The 23,030-nt window shown below is 61.4% G+C and carries 19 protein-coding genes; 15 read left to right on the top strand and 4 right to left on the bottom strand.

The window, feature by feature from the left end; genetic code table 11:
• The first annotated feature begins 158 nt into the window (after positions 1-158).
• The 3 genes from FH041_RS22210 (at position 159) to FH041_RS22200 (ending at position 3,952) form a co-directional block, all read left to right on the top strand.
• The gene (locus tag FH041_RS22210) at positions 159-2,747 is read left to right on the top strand and encodes a TonB-dependent receptor (protein WP_104926491.1); all 2,589 of its coding nucleotides are present in this window, start codon (positions 159-161) and stop codon (positions 2,745-2,747) included.
• 146 nt (positions 2,748-2,893) lie between these two features.
• Entirely contained in the window at positions 2,894-3,487 is a 594-nt protein-coding gene (locus FH041_RS22205) for a biliverdin-producing heme oxygenase (protein WP_027913777.1), read from the top strand.
• A 51-nt stretch (positions 3,488-3,538) separates the two neighbouring features.
• Entirely contained in the window at positions 3,539-3,952 is a 414-nt protein-coding gene (locus tag FH041_RS22200) for a YbaN family protein (protein WP_027913776.1), read from the top strand.
• On the opposite strand, the gene arcD (FH041_RS22195) is transcribed toward FH041_RS22200, so the two are convergent.
• Positions 3,932-5,359 carry an arginine-ornithine antiporter gene (gene arcD / locus FH041_RS22195; protein WP_028687067.1) on the bottom strand — a complete coding sequence of 476 codons (1,428 nt, stop codon included), beginning with the start codon at positions 5,357-5,359 and terminating at the stop codon, positions 3,932-3,934. The two genes, FH041_RS22200 and arcD (FH041_RS22195), sit on opposite strands and share 21 nt — an antisense overlap.
• Positions 5,360-5,782: 423 nt before the next feature.
• Here arcD (FH041_RS22195) and arcD (FH041_RS22190) point away from each other — a divergent pair, with 423 nt between their 5' ends.
• From arcD (FH041_RS22190) to gltS, 7 genes are all read left to right on the top strand, one after another.
• Complete coding sequence (gene arcD / locus FH041_RS22190) at positions 5,783-7,210, top strand: arginine-ornithine antiporter (protein WP_028687066.1); 1,428 nt, start codon at positions 5,783-5,785, stop codon at positions 7,208-7,210.
• Between the two features lie 31 nt (positions 7,211-7,241).
• On the top strand, positions 7,242-8,495 hold the full coding sequence (arcA, locus tag FH041_RS22185; protein ID WP_027913773.1) for an arginine deiminase: 1,254 nt from the start codon (positions 7,242-7,244) through the stop codon (positions 8,493-8,495).
• Positions 8,496-8,561: 66 nt separating this feature from the next.
• Positions 8,562-9,572: an ornithine carbamoyltransferase gene (locus tag FH041_RS22180; protein WP_027913772.1), complete on the top strand. Its 1,011-nt coding sequence runs from the start codon at positions 8,562-8,564 to the stop codon at positions 9,570-9,572.
• Between the two features lie 88 nt (positions 9,573-9,660).
• Entirely contained in the window at positions 9,661-10,590 is a 930-nt protein-coding gene (arcC, locus tag FH041_RS22175; RefSeq protein WP_028687065.1) for a carbamate kinase, read from the top strand.
• A 47-nt stretch (positions 10,591-10,637) separates the two neighbouring features.
• Positions 10,638-11,006 (top strand): DUF5064 family protein, encoded by a 369-nt coding sequence (locus tag FH041_RS22170; protein WP_027913770.1) that lies wholly within the window; start codon positions 10,638-10,640, stop codon positions 11,004-11,006.
• Positions 11,007-11,077: 71 nt separating this feature from the next.
• Entirely contained in the window at positions 11,078-12,586 is a 1,509-nt protein-coding gene (locus tag FH041_RS22165; protein WP_027913769.1) for a sigma-54-dependent transcriptional regulator, read from the top strand.
• A gap of 165 nt (positions 12,587-12,751) precedes the next feature.
• On the top strand, positions 12,752-13,951 hold the full coding sequence (gene gltS / locus FH041_RS22160) for a sodium/glutamate symporter (RefSeq protein WP_140175067.1): 1,200 nt from the start codon (positions 12,752-12,754) through the stop codon (positions 13,949-13,951).
• Positions 13,952-14,029: 78 nt separating this feature from the next.
• Here the strand turns inward: gltS and FH041_RS22155 are convergent, their stop codons facing one another.
• A complete protein-coding gene (locus FH041_RS22155) occupies positions 14,030-14,296 on the bottom strand; it encodes a bacteriocin immunity protein (protein WP_081783940.1) in 267 nt (88 codons plus the stop codon).
• 779 nt (positions 14,297-15,075) lie between these two features.
• On the opposite strand from FH041_RS22155, the gene gcvH reads away from it, so the two are divergent.
• The 5 genes from gcvH to FH041_RS22130 all read left to right on the top strand — a co-directional run bounded on the left by gcvH (position 15,076) and on the right by FH041_RS22130 (position 20,678).
• Positions 15,076-15,459 carry a glycine cleavage system protein GcvH gene (gcvH, locus tag FH041_RS22150; RefSeq protein WP_027913767.1) on the top strand — a complete coding sequence of 128 codons (384 nt, stop codon included), beginning with the start codon at positions 15,076-15,078 and terminating at the stop codon, positions 15,457-15,459.
• Positions 15,460-15,470: 11 nt separating this feature from the next.
• Positions 15,471-18,326, top strand: coding sequence for an aminomethyl-transferring glycine dehydrogenase (gene gcvP / locus FH041_RS22145; RefSeq protein WP_027913766.1), 2,856 nt, complete (start codon positions 15,471-15,473; stop codon positions 18,324-18,326).
• Between the two features lie 82 nt (positions 18,327-18,408).
• Entirely contained in the window at positions 18,409-19,530 is a 1,122-nt protein-coding gene (gcvT, locus tag FH041_RS22140; protein ID WP_088523081.1) for a glycine cleavage system aminomethyltransferase GcvT, read from the top strand.
• 357 nt (positions 19,531-19,887) lie between these two features.
• Complete coding sequence (locus FH041_RS22135; RefSeq protein WP_027913764.1) at positions 19,888-20,100, top strand: cold-shock protein; 213 nt, start codon at positions 19,888-19,890, stop codon at positions 20,098-20,100.
• Between the two features lie 89 nt (positions 20,101-20,189).
• Positions 20,190-20,678, top strand: coding sequence for an RDD family protein (locus tag FH041_RS22130; RefSeq protein ID WP_027913763.1), 489 nt, complete (start codon positions 20,190-20,192; stop codon positions 20,676-20,678).
• Between the two features lie 94 nt (positions 20,679-20,772).
• On the opposite strand, the gene lptG is transcribed toward FH041_RS22130, so the two are convergent.
• Both lptG and lptF read right to left on the bottom strand, forming a co-directional pair.
• On the bottom strand, positions 20,773-21,834 hold the full coding sequence (lptG, locus tag FH041_RS22125; protein ID WP_023533306.1) for an LPS export ABC transporter permease LptG: 1,062 nt from the start codon (positions 21,832-21,834) through the stop codon (positions 20,773-20,775).
• Positions 21,827-22,942 (bottom strand): LPS export ABC transporter permease LptF, encoded by a 1,116-nt coding sequence (lptF, locus tag FH041_RS22120; protein ID WP_023533424.1) that lies wholly within the window; start codon positions 22,940-22,942, stop codon positions 21,827-21,829. The genes lptG and lptF overlap by 8 nt, the downstream gene beginning before the upstream one ends.
• Between the last annotated feature and the right edge of the window lie 88 nt (positions 22,943-23,030).

Here is a 23,030-nt window from a genome sequence, read left to right as displayed (position 1 = left end):
CCCACCCGCGGCAGCGCCGTACGCCCTGCTGGGCGCCTGGGATTTATTTTTACGCGATACCCCCTCCCTGTCCGTCTCGTCAAAGCCAATGCAATTGATTCTTGTTCAATCAAGAACGCACACCCTATGAACAGTTCGCGCGTCAGGGAGCGCTTTCGATGCCCACCAGTCCTACCCGTTCGACCCTACGGCCACGCCTCAAGGGGCAACTGTCCCTGTTTTCACTCGCCTTGCTCGCCACAGGCGCCTGTTCACTCCCCACGCTGGCGGTCGAGCCGGCGTCGGTGAGCACCTCGCGCATGGGCGACTACCACTTCGGCATCGCCCAACAGCCGCTGGTATCGGCCATCAATGCCTTCAGCCAGGTCACGGGCTGGCAGGTGGGCTTCGACGCTCGCCTGGCCGAAGGGGTCGCCTCCCCCGGCATACAGGGTTCACTGCCCCCCGAGCAGGCACTCAAACGCCTGCTACACGGCACTGGCCTGGTCCCGCGGACCATCAGCCGCGGCAACGTGGTGCTCGAGCGCCAGTCAGGTCGCGGGGCCATAGCCTTGCAGCAGGTGACCGTCAGCGCCACCCGCAGTGCCCAAGACGTGAGCCAGGTCCCCAGCACGGTCAGCGTGCAGACCCGAGAGCAGCTGGACCGGCAGAACGTCAACACCCTCCAGGACCTGGTGCGCTACGAGCCGGGCGTCTCGGTGGCGGGGACCGGGCAGCGCAGTGGCCTGAACGGCTACAACATTCGCGGTATCGATGGCGAGCGGATACTCACCCAGATCGACGGCGTGGCGATACCGGACAGCTTCTTCTACGGGCCCTACGCCCAGACCCAGCGCAATTATGTCGACCCGGAAATCATCAAGCGGGTGGAAATCCTGCGCGGCCCAGCCTCAGTGCTCTACGGCAGCAATGCCATCGGCGGTGCAGTGAGCTACTTCACCCTGGATCCTGAAGACATCATCAAACCTGGCCGAGACGCTGGCGCGCGACTCAAAACCGGCTACAGCTCAGCCGATGACAGTTGGCTGACGTCCGCCACCGTGGCTGGCCGTGAGGGCAGCCTGGACGGTCTGCTGCACCTGAGCCAGCGCAACGGTCACGAAACCGAGAGCCATGCCGATCACGGCGGCGTGGGCCTTGCACGCACCCGCGCCAACCCAGTGGATGCGCGTACCACCAACGTGCTGGCCAAGCTGGGCTGGGACTACGCCGACGACGCCCGCCTGGGCGTGACCTACGAACGCTTCAAGGACGACCGCGACCAGAACCTGCTCAGCGCCGTAGGCGGGCCATTCATCCCGGGCGTTGGTGCCATGAATTCGTACCGCATGCGCCAGGGCAACGACACGATTACCCGCGAGCGCTTCGGCCTGAACCAACGTTTCGGCCTGGACAGCCTGTTCGCAGACGATGTCAGGTGGAGCCTGAACTACCAGATCGCCAAGACGGACCAGCGCACCGACGAGCTGTACGTCGCTTCGGGACGTCAGGTACTGCGCGACCGCCAGACCACCTACAAGGACCGCCAGTGGATCTTCGATGCCCAGCTTGAAAAGGCATTCAGCCTTGGCCAGACCGACCACGCCCTGACCTATGGCACTACCCTCAAGCACCAGGACGTCACCGGGGCGCGCAGCGGTACTGGCACGTGCGTGAATGTGGGCGGCACCTGCCGGGGTATCGGCCAGGACAGCCCGCGCGACGGCCAGGCGCTGGTCAGCGACTTCCCGGACCCAACCATCGATACCTACAGCCTGTTCGTTCAGGACGAGATTCGCTGGGGCAGCTGGACGTTCCTGCCAGGTGCGCGCTACGACTACACACGCATGGCGCCTCACTTCACCGATGCTTTCCTGCGCGGCCTTGATGCCAGCGGCACGGCCCCGGCTTTCCAGGATGACTCAGACAAGAAGTGGCACCGCGTGTCACCCAAGCTGGGGATGACCTATGCCTTCAACGACCACTACACAGGCTACGCGCAATACGCCCAAGGCTTCCGTACGCCCACGGCCAAGTCCATGTACGGCAAGTTCGTGAACCTGGAACAAGGCTACCGCGTGGAGGGTAACCCTGGCCTGCGGCCTGAGCGCAGCAAGGGCCTGGAAACCGGGCTGCGCGGTCGCTTCGATACGGGCAGCTTCGATATGGCGGTCTACTACAACAAGTACCGTGACTTCATTGACGAAGACGCCGTGCAAGGCGCCAACCTCGAGCAGACCTTCCAGGCCAACAACATCAAGCGCGCGACCATCAAAGGCGCCGAGGTCAAAGGCCAGCTCGAACTCGACCAATTCGGCGCGCCACAGGGGCTGTATGCACAAGGCTCCCTGGCATACACCTACGGCCGCAACGACGACAGCGGCCAGCCGCTCAACACCGTCAACCCACTCAAGGGCGTCATGGGCCTGGGCTACACGCAGGGCGACATGGGTGGGCTGCTGAGCTGGACGCTGGTCAAGCGCAAGACGCGGGTCGACGACAGCACCTTCTATTCCCCCGATGGCTCGGCGTCGAAGTTCCGCACGCCCGGCTATGGCGTGCTGGACCTGACCGGCTTCTACAACGTTACCGATGACATCACCGTGAACGCCGGCCTGTACAACCTCACCGACAAGAAGTACTGGCAGTGGGACTCGGTGCGCAGCTATGACGGCCAGGGGGAGGCCGCGGTGACCCAGCCGGCCAACATCGACCGCCTGAGCATGCCGGGCCGTAATTTCGCCATCAATGTGGTGTGGGACATCTGAGGCGCTGGCGCAGCTGGAACCGGGCGGGGTCGCTGTGTTTCCGCCTTGGTTCCTGGCACCCACCCCTGTTCCTGCGGGGTTTTTTACGCCCCCGCCCCTGTTGATTCGTCTTGTATTGAAACGCTTCGCTTTCCAAGGACTTCATCATGAGCAACCGCGCTTCTTCGCGTACCCAACGCCTGAACCTGGTGACCCAGGCGCCCCATGCCGCACTCGACGCCCTGGTCAAATCCCATGCGCCATTCGATAGCCGCGAAAGTTTTGCCCGCTTCGTGGTGGCCCAGTACCTGTTCCAGGCCGAACTGCAGCCGCTCTACAACGACCCGCGATTGATCGCCCTCATACCCGACCTTGCCGAGCGCTGCCGAGCCCATCAGGCCCGCCAGGACCTGGCGGACCTGGACATGCAGGCGCCTGCCGAGCTGCCGGGGGCCGTGCAGCGCCCCAGCATTGCAGAGGCATTAGGCTGGATCTTCGTGTCCGAAGGCTCCAAACTGGGCGCCGCGTTTCTAATCAAGCGGGCGGCGGCGCTGGGCTTGTCGGAGACCTTCGGCGCCCGCCACCTGGGCGAGCCCGCCGGTGGCCGCGCCGAAGGCTGGAAGCAGTTCACGCGAACACTCGATGGCCTGATGCTGTCAGCTGGAGAAGAAGTGGCTGCAGAACACGGCGCCGTCGCAGCGTTCGAGCGCTTTACCGTCTTGCTCAAACAGGCCTATGCCGTGGATGCCGAGCAGGTTTGAAACACTTTCAAAGGCCCCCTGACCGGGGCCGTTCGTTCTAGCAGTGAGCCCATGACCCAACCTGCCCGCTCCAAAATTGCCCGACTGCTGTATGCGATCCTGGCTTACGCAAGCCTGGGGGTGGGCCTGGTCGCCATTGTCATTCCGGGCTTGCCGACCACCGAATTCATTCTGTTGTCGGCATGGGCGGCCACGCGAAGCTCGCCTCGCCTGTCCGCCTGGCTGGAAAATCACCGGTTGTTCGGTCCTATTCTGTACAACTGGCGCAACGGCAAGGTGATCCAGCGGCGGGCCAAGGTCAGTGCGACGGTCAGCATGTTGCTCTGCGCGGTTTTGATGCTGGTGTTTCTTGAGCATCACTGGCCGGTGTTCCTGGCCATCGCCGGCATGAGCCTGGGCAACCTGTGGATCTGGTCCCGCCCGGAACGGCCGTTCACAGCCGGCTCACAGGCTCAGCAACCCTGACCAGAGTGCATAGCCTGCCAGCGCCGCCCCCGACAGCACGGCGGCGAAGATCAGTTTCTCCATCAGCGTGAAAAGCGTGAGACCTTGTTCATGCTTGGCCCGCGCAAACAGGATCACCCCCGGTGCGTACAAGAGCGCAGAGAGCAGCAGGTACTTCAGGCCACCGGCATACAGCAGCCAAACGGCGTACACCACCGCGAGCGCGGCCACCAGCAGGTCCTTGCGCCGCCGGGCCGGTTGGCCTGCGTAAGTCTCCCCACGCACGGCCAGCGACATGGCGTAGGCGGCAGACCACAGGTACGGCGCCAGAATCATGGATGAGGCCAGGTAGATCAGGCTGGTATAGGTACCGGCAGATACCAGCGTGATCAGTAGAAAACCCTGGATCATGCAGTTGGTCAGCCACAGTGCATTGGCAGGTACCTGGTTGGCGTTCTCCCTGGCAAGGAAACGGGGCATGGTCTGGTCGCGCGCCGTGGCATAGAGGATCTCGGCACACAGCAGCGCCCACGACAGCAACGCCCCAAGCAACGAGACAGCCAGCCCCAGGCTGATCAGTAACGCGCCCCAGGGGCCAACGATGTGCGACAGAACCGCCGCCAGCGAGGGGTTCTGCAAGCCAGCCAGCTCCGGTTGCGTCATGACCCCAAGGGAGAGGACGTTGACCAGCACCAGCAGGGCCAGCACACCCACAAAGCCAATGACCGTCGCCCTGCCCACGTCGGCCCGGCGCCGTGCCCTGCCCGAATACACGCTGGCGCCTTCGATACCGATGAAGACGAACACCGTCACCAGCATCATGTTGCGCACTTGCTCGAGCACACTGCCGATCGCCGGAGTGCCCTGCCCCCAAATGTCCTGGGTGAAGATATCCAGGCGAAAGGCGCAAGCCGCGATGACGACGAACAGTACCAAGGGCACCACCTTGGCCACCGTGGTGACCAGGTTGATGAACGCCGCCTCGCGAATCCCGCGCAACACCAGAAAATGCACGGCCCATAGCAACATCGAGGCACACCCGATGGCCACTGGGGTATTGCCTTCACCGAACACCGGGAAATAGAACCCCAGGGTGCTGAACAACAGTACGAAGTAGCCAACGTTGCCCAGCCAAGCACTGATCCAGTAGCCCCAGGCCGAAGAAAAGCCCATGTAATCGCCGAACCCAGCCTTGGCATAGGCATAGACCCCCGAATCCAGTTCGGGCTTGCGGTTGGCCAGCGTCTGGAAAACGAACGCCAGGGCCAGCATGCCCACGGCAGTGATCCCCCAGCCAATCAGCACCGCCCCGGCCTGGGCACGGGCCGCCATGTTCTGGGGCAAGGAAAAGATGCCGCCACCGATCATTGAGCCCACGACGAGCGCCACCAATGCCCCCAGCCGGAGTTTCTGTCCTTGTTCGCCCATAGGTCTCCAAATATTTCCTGACAGTCATGCGGTTGTAACAACACACTGTTTATAAAGGCTGGTTTCATTACAGCCGTACTTCCATTTAGCCACTAAGCCATTAACGTCTAAGCGTGCGGTGGTTAAGAACCCCGCAGTTGCCAACCGGTTCACACTATTCCGATAAAAGCATAAATACCCGTAAAAAATTTGCGCTCTGCCCAGAAGCGACTAGTTTCAACCTTCGCAGGCAAAGAGGGATGAAGATGAGCAATACATGGAGGTGCCAGCGTACAAGGCCTGCAGCCATGGCAGTCGGCAGTCTCCAGGAGTTCGGTGAGGTGATTCAACGGCCTTACCTTGCAATGCACTGATCCATATCAGCGTGTGGCCACGGCGTCAGATTTAATCTGAGGCCAACTTTCTCCTGGCAGGAGTTGTTAAATGTCTGATTCTCCCGCAAAACTAAAACTCGGCGCATTAGTTGCGTTGGTCGTCGGCTCGATGATCGGTGGCGGTATATTTTCCCTGCCGCAGAACATGGCCGCCAGCGCCGGCGTGGGCGCGGTACTGATTGGCTGGGCGATCACCGCCGTGGGCATGCTGACCCTGGCTTTCGTATTCCAGACCCTGGCTAACCGCAAGCCTGACCTGGACGGTGGGGTCTATGCGTATGCCAAGGCCGGTTTCGGCGATTACATGGGCTTTTCTTCGGCCTGGGGCTACTGGATCAGTGCCTGGCTGGGGAACGTCGGCTATTTCGTGCTGTTGTTCAGCACCCTGGGCTATTTCTTCCCGGTGTTTGGCGAGGGCAACACGCCGGCCGCGATCATCGGCGCCTCGATCCTGCTGTGGGCCGTGCATTTTCTGGTGCTGCGTGGCATCCGTGAAGCGGCGTTCATCAACCTGGTCACCACGGTGGCCAAGGTGGTGCCGCTGGTGCTCTTTGCGCTGATTTGCCTGTTCGCCTTCCGGCTGGACATCTTCACCGCCGATATATGGGGCACCAGGACCCCTGAGCTAGGCGGTGTGATGAATCAGGTGCGCAACATGATGCTGGTGACGGTGTGGGTCTTCATCGGCATTGAAGGCGCGAGCATCTTCTCGTCACGTGCGGAAAAACGCTCCGATGTGGGCAAGGCCACCGTCATTGGCTTCATCACGGTGCTGTTGTTCCTGGTGCTGGTCAATGTGCTGTCGCTGGGCATCATGACCCAGCCTGAACTGGCAGGGCTGCAGAACCCCTCGATGGCGGCCGTGCTTGAGCATGTGGTCGGCCACTGGGGCGCCGTGCTGATCAGTGTCGGGCTGATCATTTCGCTGCTCGGTGCGCTGCTGTCATGGGTGCTGTTGTGCGCCGAGATCATGTTCGCCGCAGCCAAGGACCATACCATGCCCGCGTTCCTGCGCCGCGAGAACGCCAACCAGGTGCCTGCCAACGCCTTGTGGCTGACCAACGCCATGGTGCAGATCTTCCTGGTGATCACGCTGTTCTCCAACAGTACCTACCTGTCGCTGATCTACCTGGCTACCTCGATGATCCTGGTGCCCTACCTGTGGTCGGCGGCCTACGCCGTGTTGCTGGCGGTGCGCAGTGATACCTATCAACAGGCGCTGGCCGAACGCCGCAAGGACCTGTTCATCGGCAGCATCGCCCTGCTCTATGCCATCTGGCTGCTGTATGCCGGCGGGGTGAAGTACCTGCTGCTCTCGGCGTTGCTGTACGCCCCTGGCGCCATCCTGTTTGCCAAGGCCAAGCGTGAGGTGGGCCAACCTGTCTTCACCCCCGTGGAAAAACTGATTTTCGCAGCCGTGGTCGTCGGTGCCCTGGTGGCAGCCTTCGGCCTGTACGACGGCTTCCTGACGCTGTGACCCCTCTTCGACTCAATGGAGGATTGAAACCATGTCCGCTGAAAAACAGAAATACGGTGTGCATTCAGAAGCCGGCAAGCTGCGCAAGGTCATGGTGTGCTCGCCGGGCCTTGCGCACAAGCGCCTGACCCCGAGCAACTGCGACGAGCTGTTGTTCGACGATGTGATCTGGGTGGACCAGGCCAAGCGTGACCACTTCGATTTCGTCACCAAGATGCGCGAGCGCGGTGTCGACGTGCTGGAGATGCACAACCTGCTGACCGATATCGTGCAGCAACCCGAAGCACTCAAGTGGATACTGGACCGCAAGATTACGCCCGACACCGTTGGGGTGGGCCTGACCAATGAAGTGCGCAGTTGGCTCGAAGGCATGGAGCCGCGCCATCTGGCCGAATTTTTGATCGGCGGTGTGGCCGGCCAGGATCTGCCGCAAAGTGAAGGTGCCGAAGTGGTCAGGATGTACAACGACTACCTGGGCCATTCCAGCTTCATCCTACCGCCGTTGCCCAACACCCAATTCACCCGCGACACCACCTGCTGGATCTACGGCGGCGTCACGCTCAACCCCATGTATTGGCCGGCGCGGCGCCAGGAAACACTGCTCACCACCGCCATCTACACGTTCCACCCGCAGTTCACAGGCGCCGACTTCCAGGTCTGGTACGGAGACCCGGACAAGGACCATGGCCAGTCCACCCTCGAAGGCGGTGATGTCATGCCCATCGGCAACGGCATCGTGCTGATCGGCATGGGCGAGCGGACCTCCCGCCAGGCCATCGGCCAGTTGGCGCAGAGCCTGTTCGCCAAGGGCGCCGTGCATAAAGTCATCGTCGCCGGCTTGCCCAAGTCCCGCGCCGCCATGCACCTGGATACCGTGTTCAGCTTCTGCGACCGCGACCTGGTTACGGTCTTCCCCGAAGTCGTCAACGAGATCGTGCCGTTCATCATCCAGCCCGACGAAAGCCGGCCCTATGGCATGGACGTCCGCCGCGAGCACAAGTCGTTCATCGAGGTGGTGGGCGAACAATTGGGCGTGCGCCTGCGTGTGGTCGAAACCGGCGGCAACAGCTTCGCCGCCGAACGCGAGCAATGGGACGACGGCAACAACGTCGTGGCGCTGGAGCCAGGCGTGGTCATCGGCTACGACCGCAACACCTACACCAACACTTTGCTGCGCAAGGCCGGGGTCGAAGTGATCACCATCAGTGCTGGCGAACTGGGCCGTGGTCGCGGCGGTGGCCACTGCATGACCTGCCCTATCGTTCGCGACCCCATCGATTACTGACGTCCATCACCCAGGCCGTCCCTACCCGGCGGCGGCCCGGCGTTCACCACACCCAGGAGAAAAGTCATGGCGTTCAACATCCACAACCGCAACCTGCTCAGCCTGGAACACCACAGCACCCGTGAGCTGCGTTACCTGCTGGACCTGTCCCGCGACCTCAAGCGGGCCAAGTACACCGGCACCGAGCAGCAGCACCTCAAGGGCAACAACATTGCGCTGATCTTTGAAAAAACCTCCACGCGTACCCGTTGTGCGTTCGAAGTGGCCGCTTACGATCAAGGCGCCAACGTCACCTACATCGACCCGAATTCTTCGCAAATCGGCCACAAGGAAAGCATGAAGGACACCGCACGAGTACTCGGGCGCATGTACGACGCCATCGAGTACCGCGGTTTCAAGCAGGAAATCGTCGAAGAGTTGGCCAAGTATGCCGGCGTGCCCGTATTCAATGGCCTGACCGATGAATACCACCCGACCCAGATGATTGCCGACGTGTTGACCATGCGCGAACACAGCGACAAGCCGCTGCATGACATCAGCTACGCCTACTTGGGCGATGCGCGCAACAACATGGGCAACTCGCTGCTGTTGATCGGCGCCAAGCTGGGCATGGACGTGCGCATCGCCGCGCCCAAGGACCTGTGGCCCCACGATGACCTGGTGCAACGTTGCAAGCAGTACGCCGAGGAAAGTGGTGCCCGCATCACCCTCACCGAAGATGCCAAGGCGGCAGTCAAGGGCGTGGACTTCATTCATACCGACGTGTGGGTATCGATGGGTGAACCCATCGAAGCCTGGGGCGAACGTATCAAGCTGCTCAAGCCCTACCAGGTCAACGCCGAGCTGATGAAGGCCAGCGGCAACCCCAGGACCAAGTTCATGCACTGCCTGCCGGCGTTTCACAACTGTGAGACCAAGGTCGGCAAGCAGATCGCCGAGCAGTACCCGGACCTCACCAACGGCATCGAAGTGACCGACGACGTGTTCGAGTCCCCGGCCTGCATTGCGTTCGAGCAAGCGGAGAACCGCATGCACACGATCAAGGCGATCCTGGTGTCGACACTGGCCGACCTGTAGATCGCCACCTGCCCAGGCGTTGCGGCTGTTAGCCTGCCGCAATAGCCGTCGGGCAGCGGCTCAAGACTTTCGATAAAGGACATTCTTCATGCGTATCGTTGTTGCACTAGGCGGCAATGCCCTGCTGCGCCGTGGCGAGCCCATGACCGCGGAAAACCAGCGCGCCAACATCCGTACCGCCGCCGAGCAGATTGCCAAGATCCACCCAGGCAACGAGTTGGTGATCGCTCATGGCAATGGCCCGCAAGTGGGCCTGCTGGCATTGCAGGGGCTGTCGTACAAGCCGGACGAGGCCTACCCATTGGACGTGCTGGGCGCCGAAACCGAGGGCATGATCGGCTACATGATCGAGCAGGAACTGGGCAACCTGCTGGACTTCGACGTGCCGTTCGCCACCCTGCTGACCCAGGTTGAAGTGGACGCCCAGGACCCTGCGTTCAAGGACCCGAGCAAGTTCATCGGCCCGGTCTACAGCAAGGATGAAGCCCAGCGCCTGGCCGCTGAAAAGGGCTGGGTGGTCAAGCCTGACGGCGACAAGTACCGCCGCGTGGTGGCAAGCCCCAGACCCAAGCGCATCTTCGAAATCCGCCCCATCAAGTGGCTGCTCGAAAAGGGCAGCATCGTGATCTGCGCCGGCGGCGGCGGCATCCCGACTCTCTATGATGAACACCGTAACCTCAAAGGGATCGAGGCGGTGATCGACAAGGACCTGTGCTCTGCACTGCTGGCCGAACAGCTCGAGGCCGATCTGCTGGTCATTGCCACCGACGTGGAGGCGGCGTACATCGACTTTGGCAAGCCAACCCAACGCGCCATCGCCCAGGCCCACCCTGACGAGCTGGACAGGCTGGGTTTCGCGGCAGGTTCGATGGGGCCCAAGGTGCAGGCGGCCTGCGACTTCGCCCGGCACACGGGCAAGGTGGCGGTGATCAGCTCGCTGGCCAACATCGAGCGCATCGTGAGCGGTACCGCCGGCACGCGGGTTTCGACCGCTGCCCCCGGGATCAGCTACCGTTGACACAGTCGGCGGGCCATGTGCCCGCCCAACCTCGTACAGGAGAGCCCATGGCCAAATATGAACCCGGTCACGTCCACATCGAGCGCACTGCGCTCAACAGCAGTGACCACAGCTATGACCTCAAGGTGGACTACGAGGCCTTCACCGACCCCCGTGAAGGCAGGGGCATTCAGTTCCGCATGCAGGGCAGCATCGAGGGCAAGCCGGTCGACGAGGTTTTCTTTCTGCCCAAGGACCAGGTGCTGCCTAGCTTTCTGATGCAACTGAGTCGCCGCGCTCAGGCCTACCTGGCCCCACCGAAGAAGTTCGAGAGCCTGGCTTCACCTCACAGGATCTACGACTGGATGTTCGAAGACATTCGCGCCAAGCTGGACGTGAAGTCCGGTGACCCCATCAAGCCTGAACATCTGGAGTAGGGCGCGACCCGTCACGAGCAGGATCAGCTTGAGGCATACTAGCGCCCTACCCGGCCATTTCGTATTGCCCCATGCGTATCCACGTCAGCTTCATCGACCGCGTCGGCATCACTCAGGAAGTCCTGGCGCTGCTCGGTGCGCGCAACCTCAACCTCGATGCCGTGGAAATGGTGCCGCCGAACGTCTACATCGACGCGCCTACCCTCAGCCCCGCCGTACTGGAAGAGCTGCATGACGCCTTGTTCGAGGTGCAGGGCGTGGAGGCGGTGGAGGTGGTCGATATCCTGCCGGGGCAACGCCGTCACCTGCAGCTCGATGCGCTGCTGGCCGCCATGAGCGACCCCGTACTGGCGGTTGACAGGGCCGGCAAGGTGCTGCTGGCGAACCCAGCGCTGGTGGCGTTGTGTGGTCGGGAGTCGGCCGGGCGCTGCGTAGGCGAGTTGTTTGGCGACCCGGGCCTGCTGCAAGTATTGCTCGACAGCAACTTTCACCTGCCCATGCGCGAAATGCAGCTCAATGGCCAGAGCCTGCTGCTCGATGCCATGCCAATCACCCATACCGGCGGCTTGCTGACGCTCTACCCGCCTACGCGGTTGGGCGAACGGCTATCGGCCCTGCGCCATGACCATGCCGAGGGCTTCGACGCTCTGCTGGGCGAATCACCTGCCATCCGCACCCTGAAGGCTCGAGCCCTGCGCGTGGCCACCCTGGATGCACCGCTGCTGGTGCATGGCGAAACCGGCACCGGCAAGGAACTGGTGGCCCGCGCATGCCACGCGATCAGCAGCCGTCATGCGGCCCCCTTTCTGGCTCTGAACTGCGCCGCATTGCCTGAGAGCCTCGCCGAGAGCGAACTGTTCGGTTATGCACCAGGCGCCTTCACCGGCGCCCAGCGCGGCGGCAAGCCAGGGCTGATGGAGCTGGCCAACCAGGGCACGGTGTTTCTCGATGAGATCGGCGAGATGTCCCCCTACCTGCAGGCCAAGCTGCTGCGTTTTCTCAGCGACGGCAGCTTCCGCCGGGTGGGGGGCGACCGGGAAGTGAAGGTCAACGTGCGTATCATCAGCGCGACCCACCGTAACCTGGAGCAGATGGTGGCCGAGGGCACGTTCCGCGAAGACCTGTTCTACCGCCTCAACGTGTTGAACCTGCAGGTCCCACCCCTGCGTGACCGCGGCCAGGACATCCTGATGCTTGCGCACTTCTTCATGCAGCAGGCCTGCACACAGATCCAGCGGCCTGCCTGCAGGCTCACCCCCGCCACTCACAGCGCCATGCTGGCTAACCCTTGGCCGGGCAATGTACGGCAATTGCAGAACGTGATCTTTCGCGCCGCCGCCATTTGCGAAAGCAACCTGGTGGACATCGGCGACCTGGACATCGCCGGCACGTCTGTCAGTCGCACCCATGAAGGTGATGTGGCCAGCCTGGAGCAGGCTGTGGGTGATTTCGAGCGTGAACTGTTGCAACGGCTGTACACCAGTTACCCCTCGACCCGATTGCTGGCGGCCCGGCTGCACACCTCACATACCGCCATTGCCCAACGCCTGCGCAAATACGGCATTCCGGGGAAAACCTGAAGTTGTCGGCAAATGCTGCTGTTTTAGTAGACTTTTCCTAGGCGTTCCCCGGATACGTCCTTCCTCACGCCTCGTAGAATGGCGCCAGTGCAATCCCTGCCTGTCACCCCGCAAGACCACCCCAGAGTGGTCAGCGGTCCGTTATGGATTCAACGAGAGTACCTGATGTTCGAACTCGATTTTTACGGCACGCTGGTGGCCGCTTCCCTGGTGCTGCTGCTAGGTCGCGGCCTGGTCGCACGCCTAGGTTTTCTGCGTGCCTACAACATTCCTGAACCGGTCGCCGGCGGCTTGGTGGTCGCGATTGCCCTGTTGGTGCTGCGCACCTTCGATGTGCAAGTTCACTTCGACACCTCCCTGCAAACACCTTTGATGCTGGCGTTCTTCGCTACCATCGGCCTGAACGCCGATTTCGCCAGCCTGAAAAAAGGTGGGCGCGCGGTGGTGCTGTTCCTGGCGGTGGTGACCAGCCTGCTGGTGGTACAGAACGCCCTGGGCATCGGTCTGGCCACGGCGCTGGGGTTGGACCCGCTGATGGGCCTGCTGGCCGGTTCGATCACCCTGTCAGGAGGCCATGGCACCGGTGCTGCGTGGGGCGCCACCTTCACCGAAAAATTCGGCCTGGCCTCGGCCTCGGAACTGGCACTGGCCTCCGCCACATTTGGATTGGTACTGGGGGGTTTGATTGGTGGCCCCGTGGCCCGCTTGCTGATCAAGCGGGTCGCTAGCCCTGGTCGCGCCGACAGCACGCCTCAGTTGCCTTCTGGCTTCGAGCAGCCGGAGAAAGAACGCCTGATCACCTCGATTTCCGTGATCGAGACGCTTGCCCTGATTGCAGTGAGCCTGTTGACCGGCACCGTTTTGAATGCGCTGCTCAAGGGTACTGCCTTCGAACTGCCAAACTTCGTCTGCGTATTGTTCGTGGGCGTGCTGCTGCGCAATGGCCTGTCAGCCTTCGGCTTTTACCAGGTGTTCGAGCGGGAAGTGTCGGTACTGGGCAATGTGAGCCTGTCGTTGTTTTTGGCCATTGCGTTGATGTCGTTGAAACTGTGGGACCTGGCTGCACTGGCACTGCCGTTCTTCGTGCTGCTGGCGGCGCAGACGCTGCTGATGGCACTGTTCGCCATCTTCATCACCTTCCGAGTGATGGGCCGCACCTACGACGCGGCTGTCCTGTCCGCCGGCCATTGCGGCTTCGGGTTGGGGGCAACGCCGACGGCAATCGCCAACATGCAAGCGGTAACCCAGCGGTTCGGGCCTTCGCACGTGGCATTTCTGGTGGTGCCGATGGTGGGGGCGTTCTTCATTGACTTGATCAATGTGGTGGTGATCAAGGTGTATTTGGCATTGCCGTTTTTTCAGTAAGCAGGCCATGATGGCGTTGCTGAACCGCTAAGGTTAAGACTCCCGCATGATGAGCTGCGGGAGTCGTCTGTTCTGGATTCAAGATGGCTTGAACCCTGGAAGTCCGTGCTCAGCCCGCCACCGTTTCACTTCATCAACCACCGCTTGAGGGGAAAATTGAATCCCGACCCTGTGGGGGCGATAAATTAAGTTCCACTTTGCCGGATGCTGTGCCAAGCGATCAAACTCAAGAACGCCGCGCGTGTGCTCTTTGTCATTAGGAAAGTACTGCGGGTCGCCATGATACAGGGCATACACTAATTGAAAAAACTCTTGTTCAGTGTAATCAGTTATTTCTTTAGGCATGTGTCTATTTTCCGTTTGAGCAAGACTTGCCTGTGACCCGCTGTAGCTTGCCTTTCATTCCAGGCATGCTCTGAGGGCCTGTGGATATCATACCGCCTTTAAAGCCACGGTTAATCAGACATCTTTGAAACCCTTTGCGCCACCTTTTTCACAGCATCGACTACGGATTGTGTTCAATCGTTTATCCTTACTGCACTTGAGTGAACTATTAAATTAGATCCTTGTGAATGTTCTCAAATTACCTCAAACTTCATGCCCCCTGTGGGTGCGAAGGACCCCAAGAATAAAGGACCGGATCTGCATGATAGAAACCGCAGACAAATTCTAGATTTTTTGTCAGGCCAGATAGTTTATTTCGCATGACCTACTGCCCCTGATAAATAAAATTCATATTTCAATAAACTTCAGCAGTAGATTATTAATATCTTTGCTTTAGAAACACTGGCTTTATGATGTATTTCCCATCCCTTGTTTGATTCCCCCAATGCAGGGTGGCTTATTCAAAACAGTGGAACACATGTAGCCGTATCGAATTCAATACACCGTATCTGAATCGCTACACCTCCAACTCCAAGGTGGGCCGAGAGATTAACGGCGTCGTGTAGCAAAACCAACGTTTTATCGTATCGATTTCGTTACGCCGCCTTACTCGATCTTCAGCGAGCTGGCACTCCCTCCCTGCATCCACAGGGCCCAGAGCTAGTTGGCCACGTTATTGCTTACTGAAAACCCACCAGAGCGCGAACCTAATCGCGCCACCCGGTCCACGAGGATTTTTCATGAGCGAGTTGCGTTTCACCGACGACCACGAATGGCTGCGTGTAGAAGCTGATGGCAGCGTCACCGTAGGTATCACTGCCTACGCCCAGCATGCACTGGGGGATGTGGTGTTCGTGCAGCTGCCGGAGCTGCAGCACTATGACAAAGGCAGCGAAGCGTCCACCGTAGAGTCGGTCAAGGCTGCTAGCGGGGTGTACATGCCGCTGTCCGGCGAGGTGATCGAGGTCAACGCCCAACTCGAAGAGCGCCCCGAGCTGGTCAACGAGGACCCGCTGGGCGAAGGCTGGTTCTTCCGCATCAAGCCTGCCGACGCCAGCGCTGTGAGCGCCCTGCTCGACCAGGAGGCCTATGACCGCCTGCTCAACGCCAACGACGACGCCTGAGGAATCACGCCATGACCATCAACCTCGGCACTGCCAATGAGTTCATTGCCCGCCACATCGGGCCACGCAGCGAAGACGAGCAGGCCATGCTCGCCACCCTGGGCTTCGACTCGCTGGAGGCCATGACCGACGCCGTCATCCCCGCCAGCATCAAGGGCACCAGCGTGCTGGGCACGGACGATGGGCACAGCGAAGCGGATGCGCTCGCCGCCCTGAAGGCCATCGCCGGCAAGAACCAACTGTTCAAAAGTTACATAGGCCAGGGTTACTACAACACCCACACGCCCGCGCCCATCCTGCGCAATCTGCTGGAGAACCCGGCGTGGTACACCGCGTACACGCCCTACCAGCCAGAAATTTCCCAGGGCCGGCTGGAAGCTCTGCTCAATTTCCAGACCCTAATCAGCGACCTCACAGGGTTACCGATCGCCAATGCGTCGCTGCTCGATGAGGCAACGGCCGCTGCCGAGGCCATGACGTTCTGCAAGCGCCTGTCGAAGAACAAGGCCAGCAACCGCTTCTTTGCCTCAATGCATTGCCACCCCCAGACCCTCGATGTACTGCGTACCCGCGCTGAACCTCTGGGCATCGAAGTCGTGATAGGCGACGAGCAGACGCTCGACGATGCCAGCCCGTTCTTCGGCGCCTTGCTGCAATACCCCGCCAGCACCGGTGGTATCTTCGATTACCGGGAGGTGGTGCAACGGTTCCACCACGCCAATGCGCTGGTGGCCGTGGCGGCGGACCTGTTGGCCTTGACCCTGTTGACCCCGCCTGGCGAGTTCGAGGCCGATGTGGCCATTGGCAGCGCCCAGCGCTTTGGCGTGCCCCTGGGCTTCGGCGGGCCTCATGCGGCCTACTTCGCTACCCGCGATGCCTTCAAGCGCGACATGCCAGGGCGCCTGGTGGGCGTGTCGATAGACCGCTTCGGCAAGACGGCACTGCGCTTGGCCATGCAGACACGTGAGCAGCACATTCGCCGCGAAAAGGCCACCAGCAACATCTGCACCGCCCAGGTGCTGCTTGCCAACATTGCCAGCATGTTCGCCGTCTATCACGGCCCTGAAGGTCTCACGCGCATTGCCCAACGTACCCATAGCCTGACCGCCATCCTGGCCCAGGGCTTGCGTGCAATGGCTGTGACGGTGGTGGGCGACACGGCATTCGACACCCTGACCCTGGCCACTGGCGATGCCACCCTCGGCCTGCACGAAAAAGCCCGTGCACAAGGCATCAACCTGCGTCAGGTCGATGCCGGCCATGTGGGCGTATCGCTGGACGAAACCACCACTCCGGCGGATGTGCAGGCGCTGTGGCAGCTGCTTGGCGATGGTCAAACGCAACCTGACTTCCAGGCGCTGGCCGCCAGCAGCGGTACGCTGCTGCCCGAGGCCTTGCTGCGCCGCTCGACGTTCCTGGAACACCCCGTGTTCAACCGCTATCACAGCGAAACGGAGTTGATGCGTTACCTGCGCAAGCTGGCCGACAAGGACTTGGCCCTGGACCGCAGCATGATCCCGCTGGGCTCGTGCACCATGAAACTCAACGCTGCCAGTGAAATGATCCCGGTCACCTGGGCAGAATTCGGCAACCTGCACCCCTTCGCCCCGGCGCAGCAGAGCCAGGGCTACCTGCAATTGACGTCGGAGTTGGAGGCCATGCTCTGCGCAGCCACGGGCTACGATGCCGTATCGCTGCAACCTAACGCCGGTTCTCAGGGCGAGTACGCGGGCCTGCTGGCGATCCGCGCCTATCACCGCAGCCGCAACGAGGGGCATCGCGACATCTGCCTGATCCCTTCTTCAGCCCACGGCACTAACCCGGCAACGGCCAACATGGCCGGCATGCAGGTGGTGGTCACGGCCTGCGACGCGCGCGGCAACGTCGACGTTGCCGACCTGCGTGCCAAGGCCATCGAGCACCGTGAACGCCTGGCAGCGCTGATGATCACCTACCCGTCCACCCACGGGGTGTTCGAGGAGGCGATCGGCGAGATTTGCGCCATCATCCACGACAACGGCGGCCAGGTTTACATCGACGGTGCCAACATGAACGCCATGGTCGGTCTGTGCGCACCGGGCAAATTCGGGGGCGATGTGTCGCACCTGAACCTGCACAAGACCTTCTGCATTCCCCATGGCGGCGGTGGTCCGGGCGTTGGGCCGATCGGTGTGAAATCGCACCTGGCGCCCTTCCTCCCGGGCCATGCTGCCCTGGGCACTGCCGAAGGCGTGGTATGCGCCGCACCCTTCGGCAGCGCCAGCATCCTGCCGATCACCTGGATGTACATTCGCATGATGGGCGGCGCAGGGCTCAAACGGGCTTCGCAGATGGCCATCCTCAATGCCAACTACATCGCCCGCCGCCTGGAGGAGCACTACCCGGTGCTGTACACCGGCGGCAATGGCCTGGTCGCCCACGAATGCATTCTGGACCTGCGCCCGCTCAAGGACAGCAGTGGCATCAGCGTCGACGACGTGGCCAAGCGGTTGATCGACTACGGCTTCCATGCCCCGACCATGTCGTTCCCGGTGGCAGGCACGCTGATGATTGAGCCGACCGAAAGCGAATCCCGGGAAGAACTGGACAGGTTCTGCGCGGCCATGATCCAGATCCGCGAGGAAATCCGCGCGGTAGAGGACGGCACGCTGGACAAGGATGACAACCCGCTCAAGAACGCGCCGCACACCGCAGCGGAACTGGTGGGCGAATGGGCTCATGGTTACTCCCGCGAGCAAGCGGTCTACCCGCTGCCTGGCCTGGTGGAAAGCAAGTACTGGCCGCCTGTGAGCCGGGTCGACAACGTCTTCGGCGACCGCAACCTGGTCTGTGCCTGCCCCTCGATCGAAAGCTACCAGGACGCCTGACAGCGCCGGATCGTGAGTGTGTCATTCGCCTGGCGGTCAATGTCCCCGGACATTGACCGAAAACCCATGCAAGGAGTCATCGATGTCCGAAACACTGCTCAAAACCCCACTGCATGCCCTGCACCTGGAACTGGGCGCGCGCATGGTGCCCTTCGCGGGCTACGACATGCCGGTGCAGTACCCCCTGGGTGTGCTTAAAGAGCACCTGCACACCCGAGAACAGGCCGGGTTGTTCGACGTCTCGCACATGGGGCAGATACTGCTCAAGGGTAGCGACGCTGCCAGGGCGCTGGAAACGCTGGTGCCGGTCGATATCATCGACCTGCCCGTTGGCATGCAGCGCTACGCCATGTTCACCAACGAACACGGCGGCATCCTCGACGACCTGATGGTCGCCAACCTGGGTGACGACACGCTGCTGCTGGTGGTGAACGCCGCCTGCAAGGATCACGACCTGGCGCACTTGCAGCGGCATATCAGCCAACGTTGCGAGGTCCAGCCACTGTTCGATCAACGTGCTCTGCTCGCCTTGCAAGGGCCGGCAGCGGCCAAGGTCCTGCAGCGTCTGGCGCATGAAGTGGCGGACATGACGTTCATGCAGGTGCGACCTGTCACGTTGCTGGGCCACCTGTGCTGGGTCAGTCGGTCGGGCTACACCGGGGAGGATGGTTATGAAATCTCCGTGCCGGTGGCAGGTGCCGAGACGCTCGCCAGAGCGCTGCTCAAGCAGCCAGAGGTTCAGCCGATCGGGCTGGGGGCCCGTGACTCGTTGCGTCTGGAAGCCGGCCTGTGCCTGTATGGCCATGACATGAACGCCGACACTTCACCCGTGCAGGCGAACTTGTTGTGGGCAATGTCCAAGTCGCGCCGGGCCGATGGTGCGCGTGCTGGGGGCTTTCCGGGCGCACAGGCCATCTTCGATCAGCAACGTGAGGGTGTGAAACGCAAGCGGGTCGGTTTGCTGCCCCAGGAACGCACGCCTGTACGCGAAGGCGCCGAGATTGTCGATGCAGAAGGCACCTCGGTTGGCACCATCTGCAGTGGCGGCTTTGGACCCACACTCAGTGCCCCTGTGGCGATGGGTTATGTGGACACCGAACAGTCCGCACTGGACACGCTTCTATATGCACTCGTGCGTGGAAAGAAGGTGGCCTTGAAAGTCAGTAAAACCCCATTCGTTGCGCCCCGTTACTATCGCGGTTGAGGCAGACTCATCAGCGGCGTGGCAACGTTCGGCATCTTCGTTTGCGAACGTTGCCCGCGCCACTGCGAACATGGCGCCAGGCCAGGCACCATGCACTGTTCGGCGGTTTGGCCGCTGGTTGTAAAACAGTCACTTTCCACCCGCTGGAAGGCTTGTTTTTCGCTCGGCAGTTGGCGTAGAGTCAACGCACTGTGTTTGCATGGGTCGCAACAGTTCGTGACCTGGGCCAGTAGCCGCAATCTGCTACAACCCGTTCGACGTCTCTTACTTTCCTGCAACCCAGCCCAGTACTCTTTTGCTTGTTTGAAAGCGAAAGAAAACTGTCATCCAAACCTAAGTTTCATAGGAAATAAGATTATGTCTACCCGTCAGAACGGTATCGTCAAGTGGTTCAATGACGAAAAAGGCTACGGCTTCATCACCCCAGAAAGCGGTGCTGATCTGTTCGTGCACTTCCGCGCCATCGAAGGCAACGGCTTCAAAAGCCTGAAAGAAGGCCAGAAGGTCACTTTCGAAGCCGTTCAAGGCCAAAAAGGTATGCAAGCTGACAAGGTACAGGTTGCTGAATAAGCCTTGTCACCTTCCAAAAAGCCCCTGCTCAGTGCAGGGGCTTTTTTTTGCCCGTAGAATGGCGCCTTTGCATGATGGAGCTGTTCTGCATGTCCAAGCCTGTGCTGCTTCCCCAAGGTGATTTCCCTCCGGTCGGCCTGGGCAGGCGCCTGGCCGCGGTGTTCTATGACTTTTTACTGTGTACGGCCCTGCTGATCGTCACTGCGGGCCTCTACAAGATGGTCCAGATGGCGATCATCGGCCAACAGCGTATGCGCGAACTTACCGAAGCAGGCGCGCTCGACGGCGACCCTTTGCTGTCCACGGTGCTGCTGTTCGTGCTGTTCGGTTTCTTCGCCAAGTTCTGGACCCATGGCGGGCAGACGCTGGGCATGCAGGTCTGGGGCGTGCGTGTGCAGAACGCCGATGGCTCGCCCATCACTCTCTGGCAGGCGCTGTTGCGGTTTATCGTTTCCATTGCCTCGTGGCTGTGCCTGGGACTGGGTTTTTTCTGGGCCCTGATCGACAAGCGCAAACGCAGCTGGCATGACATCTACTCCGAGAGCCAACTGGTTCGAGTCCCCAAGCCGAAGAAATGAGCGCTCTACTCAAGCGGCAGCGGCCATGAAACACAAGGGGCCGCAATAGCGGCCCCCAGGGTCAAGCACGCAGCCATGGGGCTGCGCAGCAGGCTTATCCAGCGCGGCGCAACAACCACAAGCCTGCCACGGCACAGATGCCGGCTGGCAGCACCACCGCAAGCAACGGCGGGAAGCCGAACACCTGGCTGGATGGGCCCAGCAGGTCCTGAGCGATACGGAACACGAAGCCCACCAGCACGCCGGTGAAGACACGCTGACCAAGCGTCACCGAGCGCAGCGGGCCGAAGATGAACGAAATGGCCATGAGCACCAGGGCTGCCGTGATGGCCGGTTGCAGGACCTTGGTCCAGAACGCCAGCCAGTAGCGGGCATTGTTCAACCCTTGGTCGGACAGGTAGTGGATGTAGTCCCACAGGCCGGTGATCGACAGCGATTCAGGCGCCAGCACCACCGTGTTGAGCAACTGCGGCGTGACCGACACATCCCACTGTTCTTCAGGGTTTTGCACGACTTCGGTACGGTCACCATGGAACAGCGTGGTGCGCACATCGGTCAGCAGCCAGTGATCGTTTTCGTAACGCGCCCGGCGCGCGAAGCTGGAGCTGATGATCTTGCGCTGGTCGTCGAACCGGTAGCGGGTCACACCCAGCAGAAGGCCGTTGGGCTGCACGGAGTTGATGTGCACGAACTCCTCGCCCTGCCGGTGCCACATGCCGCGCTTGGAGCTTTGCGCTTCACCGCCACCCTGGGCGAGGGAGCGATCGGCCTGGGCTTTGTTTTCGGTAACCGGTGCCACGTACTCGCCGATCAGCAGGCCAACCAGCATCAGCACCAGCATTGGTTTCATCACCGCCCAGACGATGCGACCGATCGACACCCCAGCAGCGCGCATGATGGTCAGCTCGCTGCTGCTGGCCAGCGTACCCAGGCCGATCAGGCAGCCGATGAGCGCGGCCATCGGCAGCATGTCGTACAGGCGCCGCGGTGCGGTGAGCAGCACGTACTTGCCTGCTTCGAGCACCGTGTAGGTATCGCTCAGGTCGCCCATTTCGTCGATGAAGGCGAACAGCGAGGCCAGCCCCAGGATGATGCCCAGGACAGCCAGAATAGCCACCAGCACGCTTTGGCCGATATAACGATCGAGCTTAGCCACGGGCCACCTCCGCACGACGGGCTGCGCGCTTGAGGCGAAGAGGTTCCCAGTACATCAGGCCCAGGCCGATGAGCAGGAACAGCCCATGCACCCACCACATGCCAAGGGCGATGGGCAGCTTGCCCTTCTCGAGTGCACCGCGCACGGAAATCAGCATTGTCAGGTACGCCATGTACAGGAGGATGGCTGGCAGCAGCTTGAGGAAACGCCCCTGCCGAGGATTGGCCCGTGACAGCGGCACGGCGAGCAGGGTCACGATGAACACCAGGATCGGCAGTGACAGACGCCATTGCAACTCGGCGCGTTCACGCAGGTCCGTAGCGCCGAATAGTTGGGTAGTGGGAATGGCCTCCCGCTCGGTGACCTCCTCGCTGACTTCAGGCTTGGGCAACAACACGCCATAGGTGTCGTACTTGATGGCGCGGTAGTCGGCCTGGCCTGGGTTGCCGTCGTAGCGGTAGCCGTTTTCGAGCACCAGATAACGGTTGCCATCGGCCTGGATTTCCTGGTGCCCGCGCTCGGCCACCAGCACCGACGGGGCGCGGTCCTTGGTCTTGTCCTGGTTGAAGCGTTTTTCGGAGATGAACACGCCGCCCAGGTTTACCCGGTCATCTGAAAGCTGCTCGGTGTAGGTCACCCGCGAACCATCGCGCAGGGTCTGGAAGCGGCCCGGCACCAGGGTGTCGAATTCGGTCAGGGCATCCTGCTGGCTGATGATCTTCTGCACCTGGGCCACGCCCAGGGGTGCAAGGCTCAGGCTCAGCCAGGCCACCAGCAGGGCCACCAGCGCTGCAGGCGCCATGGTCATGGCCAGCAAGCGCTGCTGGCTCATGCCGGTGGCCGACAGCACGGTCATTTCGCTTTCCAGGTACAGCCGGCCATAGGCCAGCAGAATACCCAGGAACAACCCCAGCGGCAGGATCAGTTGCAGGAAGCCCGGCAGGCGGAACCCCATGATCAGGAACAGTACGCCAGGGTCGAGCACCCCCTGTGCAGCCTGGGCCAGGTATTTGATGAAGCGCCCGCTCATGATGATCACCAGCAGCACGGCGCTGACGGCGCTCAAGGTCACCAGGACCTCGCGGGAAAGATAACGAAAGACGATCAAACCAGACACTCCTGGGTTGTCAGCACGGACTGCCAATCGATGGCACCAGACGATGACTTAGTACATCCAAGGCCAATGCTGGTTCGCC

The organism is Pseudomonas sp. SWI7, from assembly GCF_006351945.1.
GTDB lineage: Bacteria > Pseudomonadota > Gammaproteobacteria > Pseudomonadales > Pseudomonadaceae > Aquipseudomonas > Aquipseudomonas fulva.
Note: the sequence above shows the minus strand (reverse complement) of the source record. Positions and strands in the feature narration are given on the sequence as shown.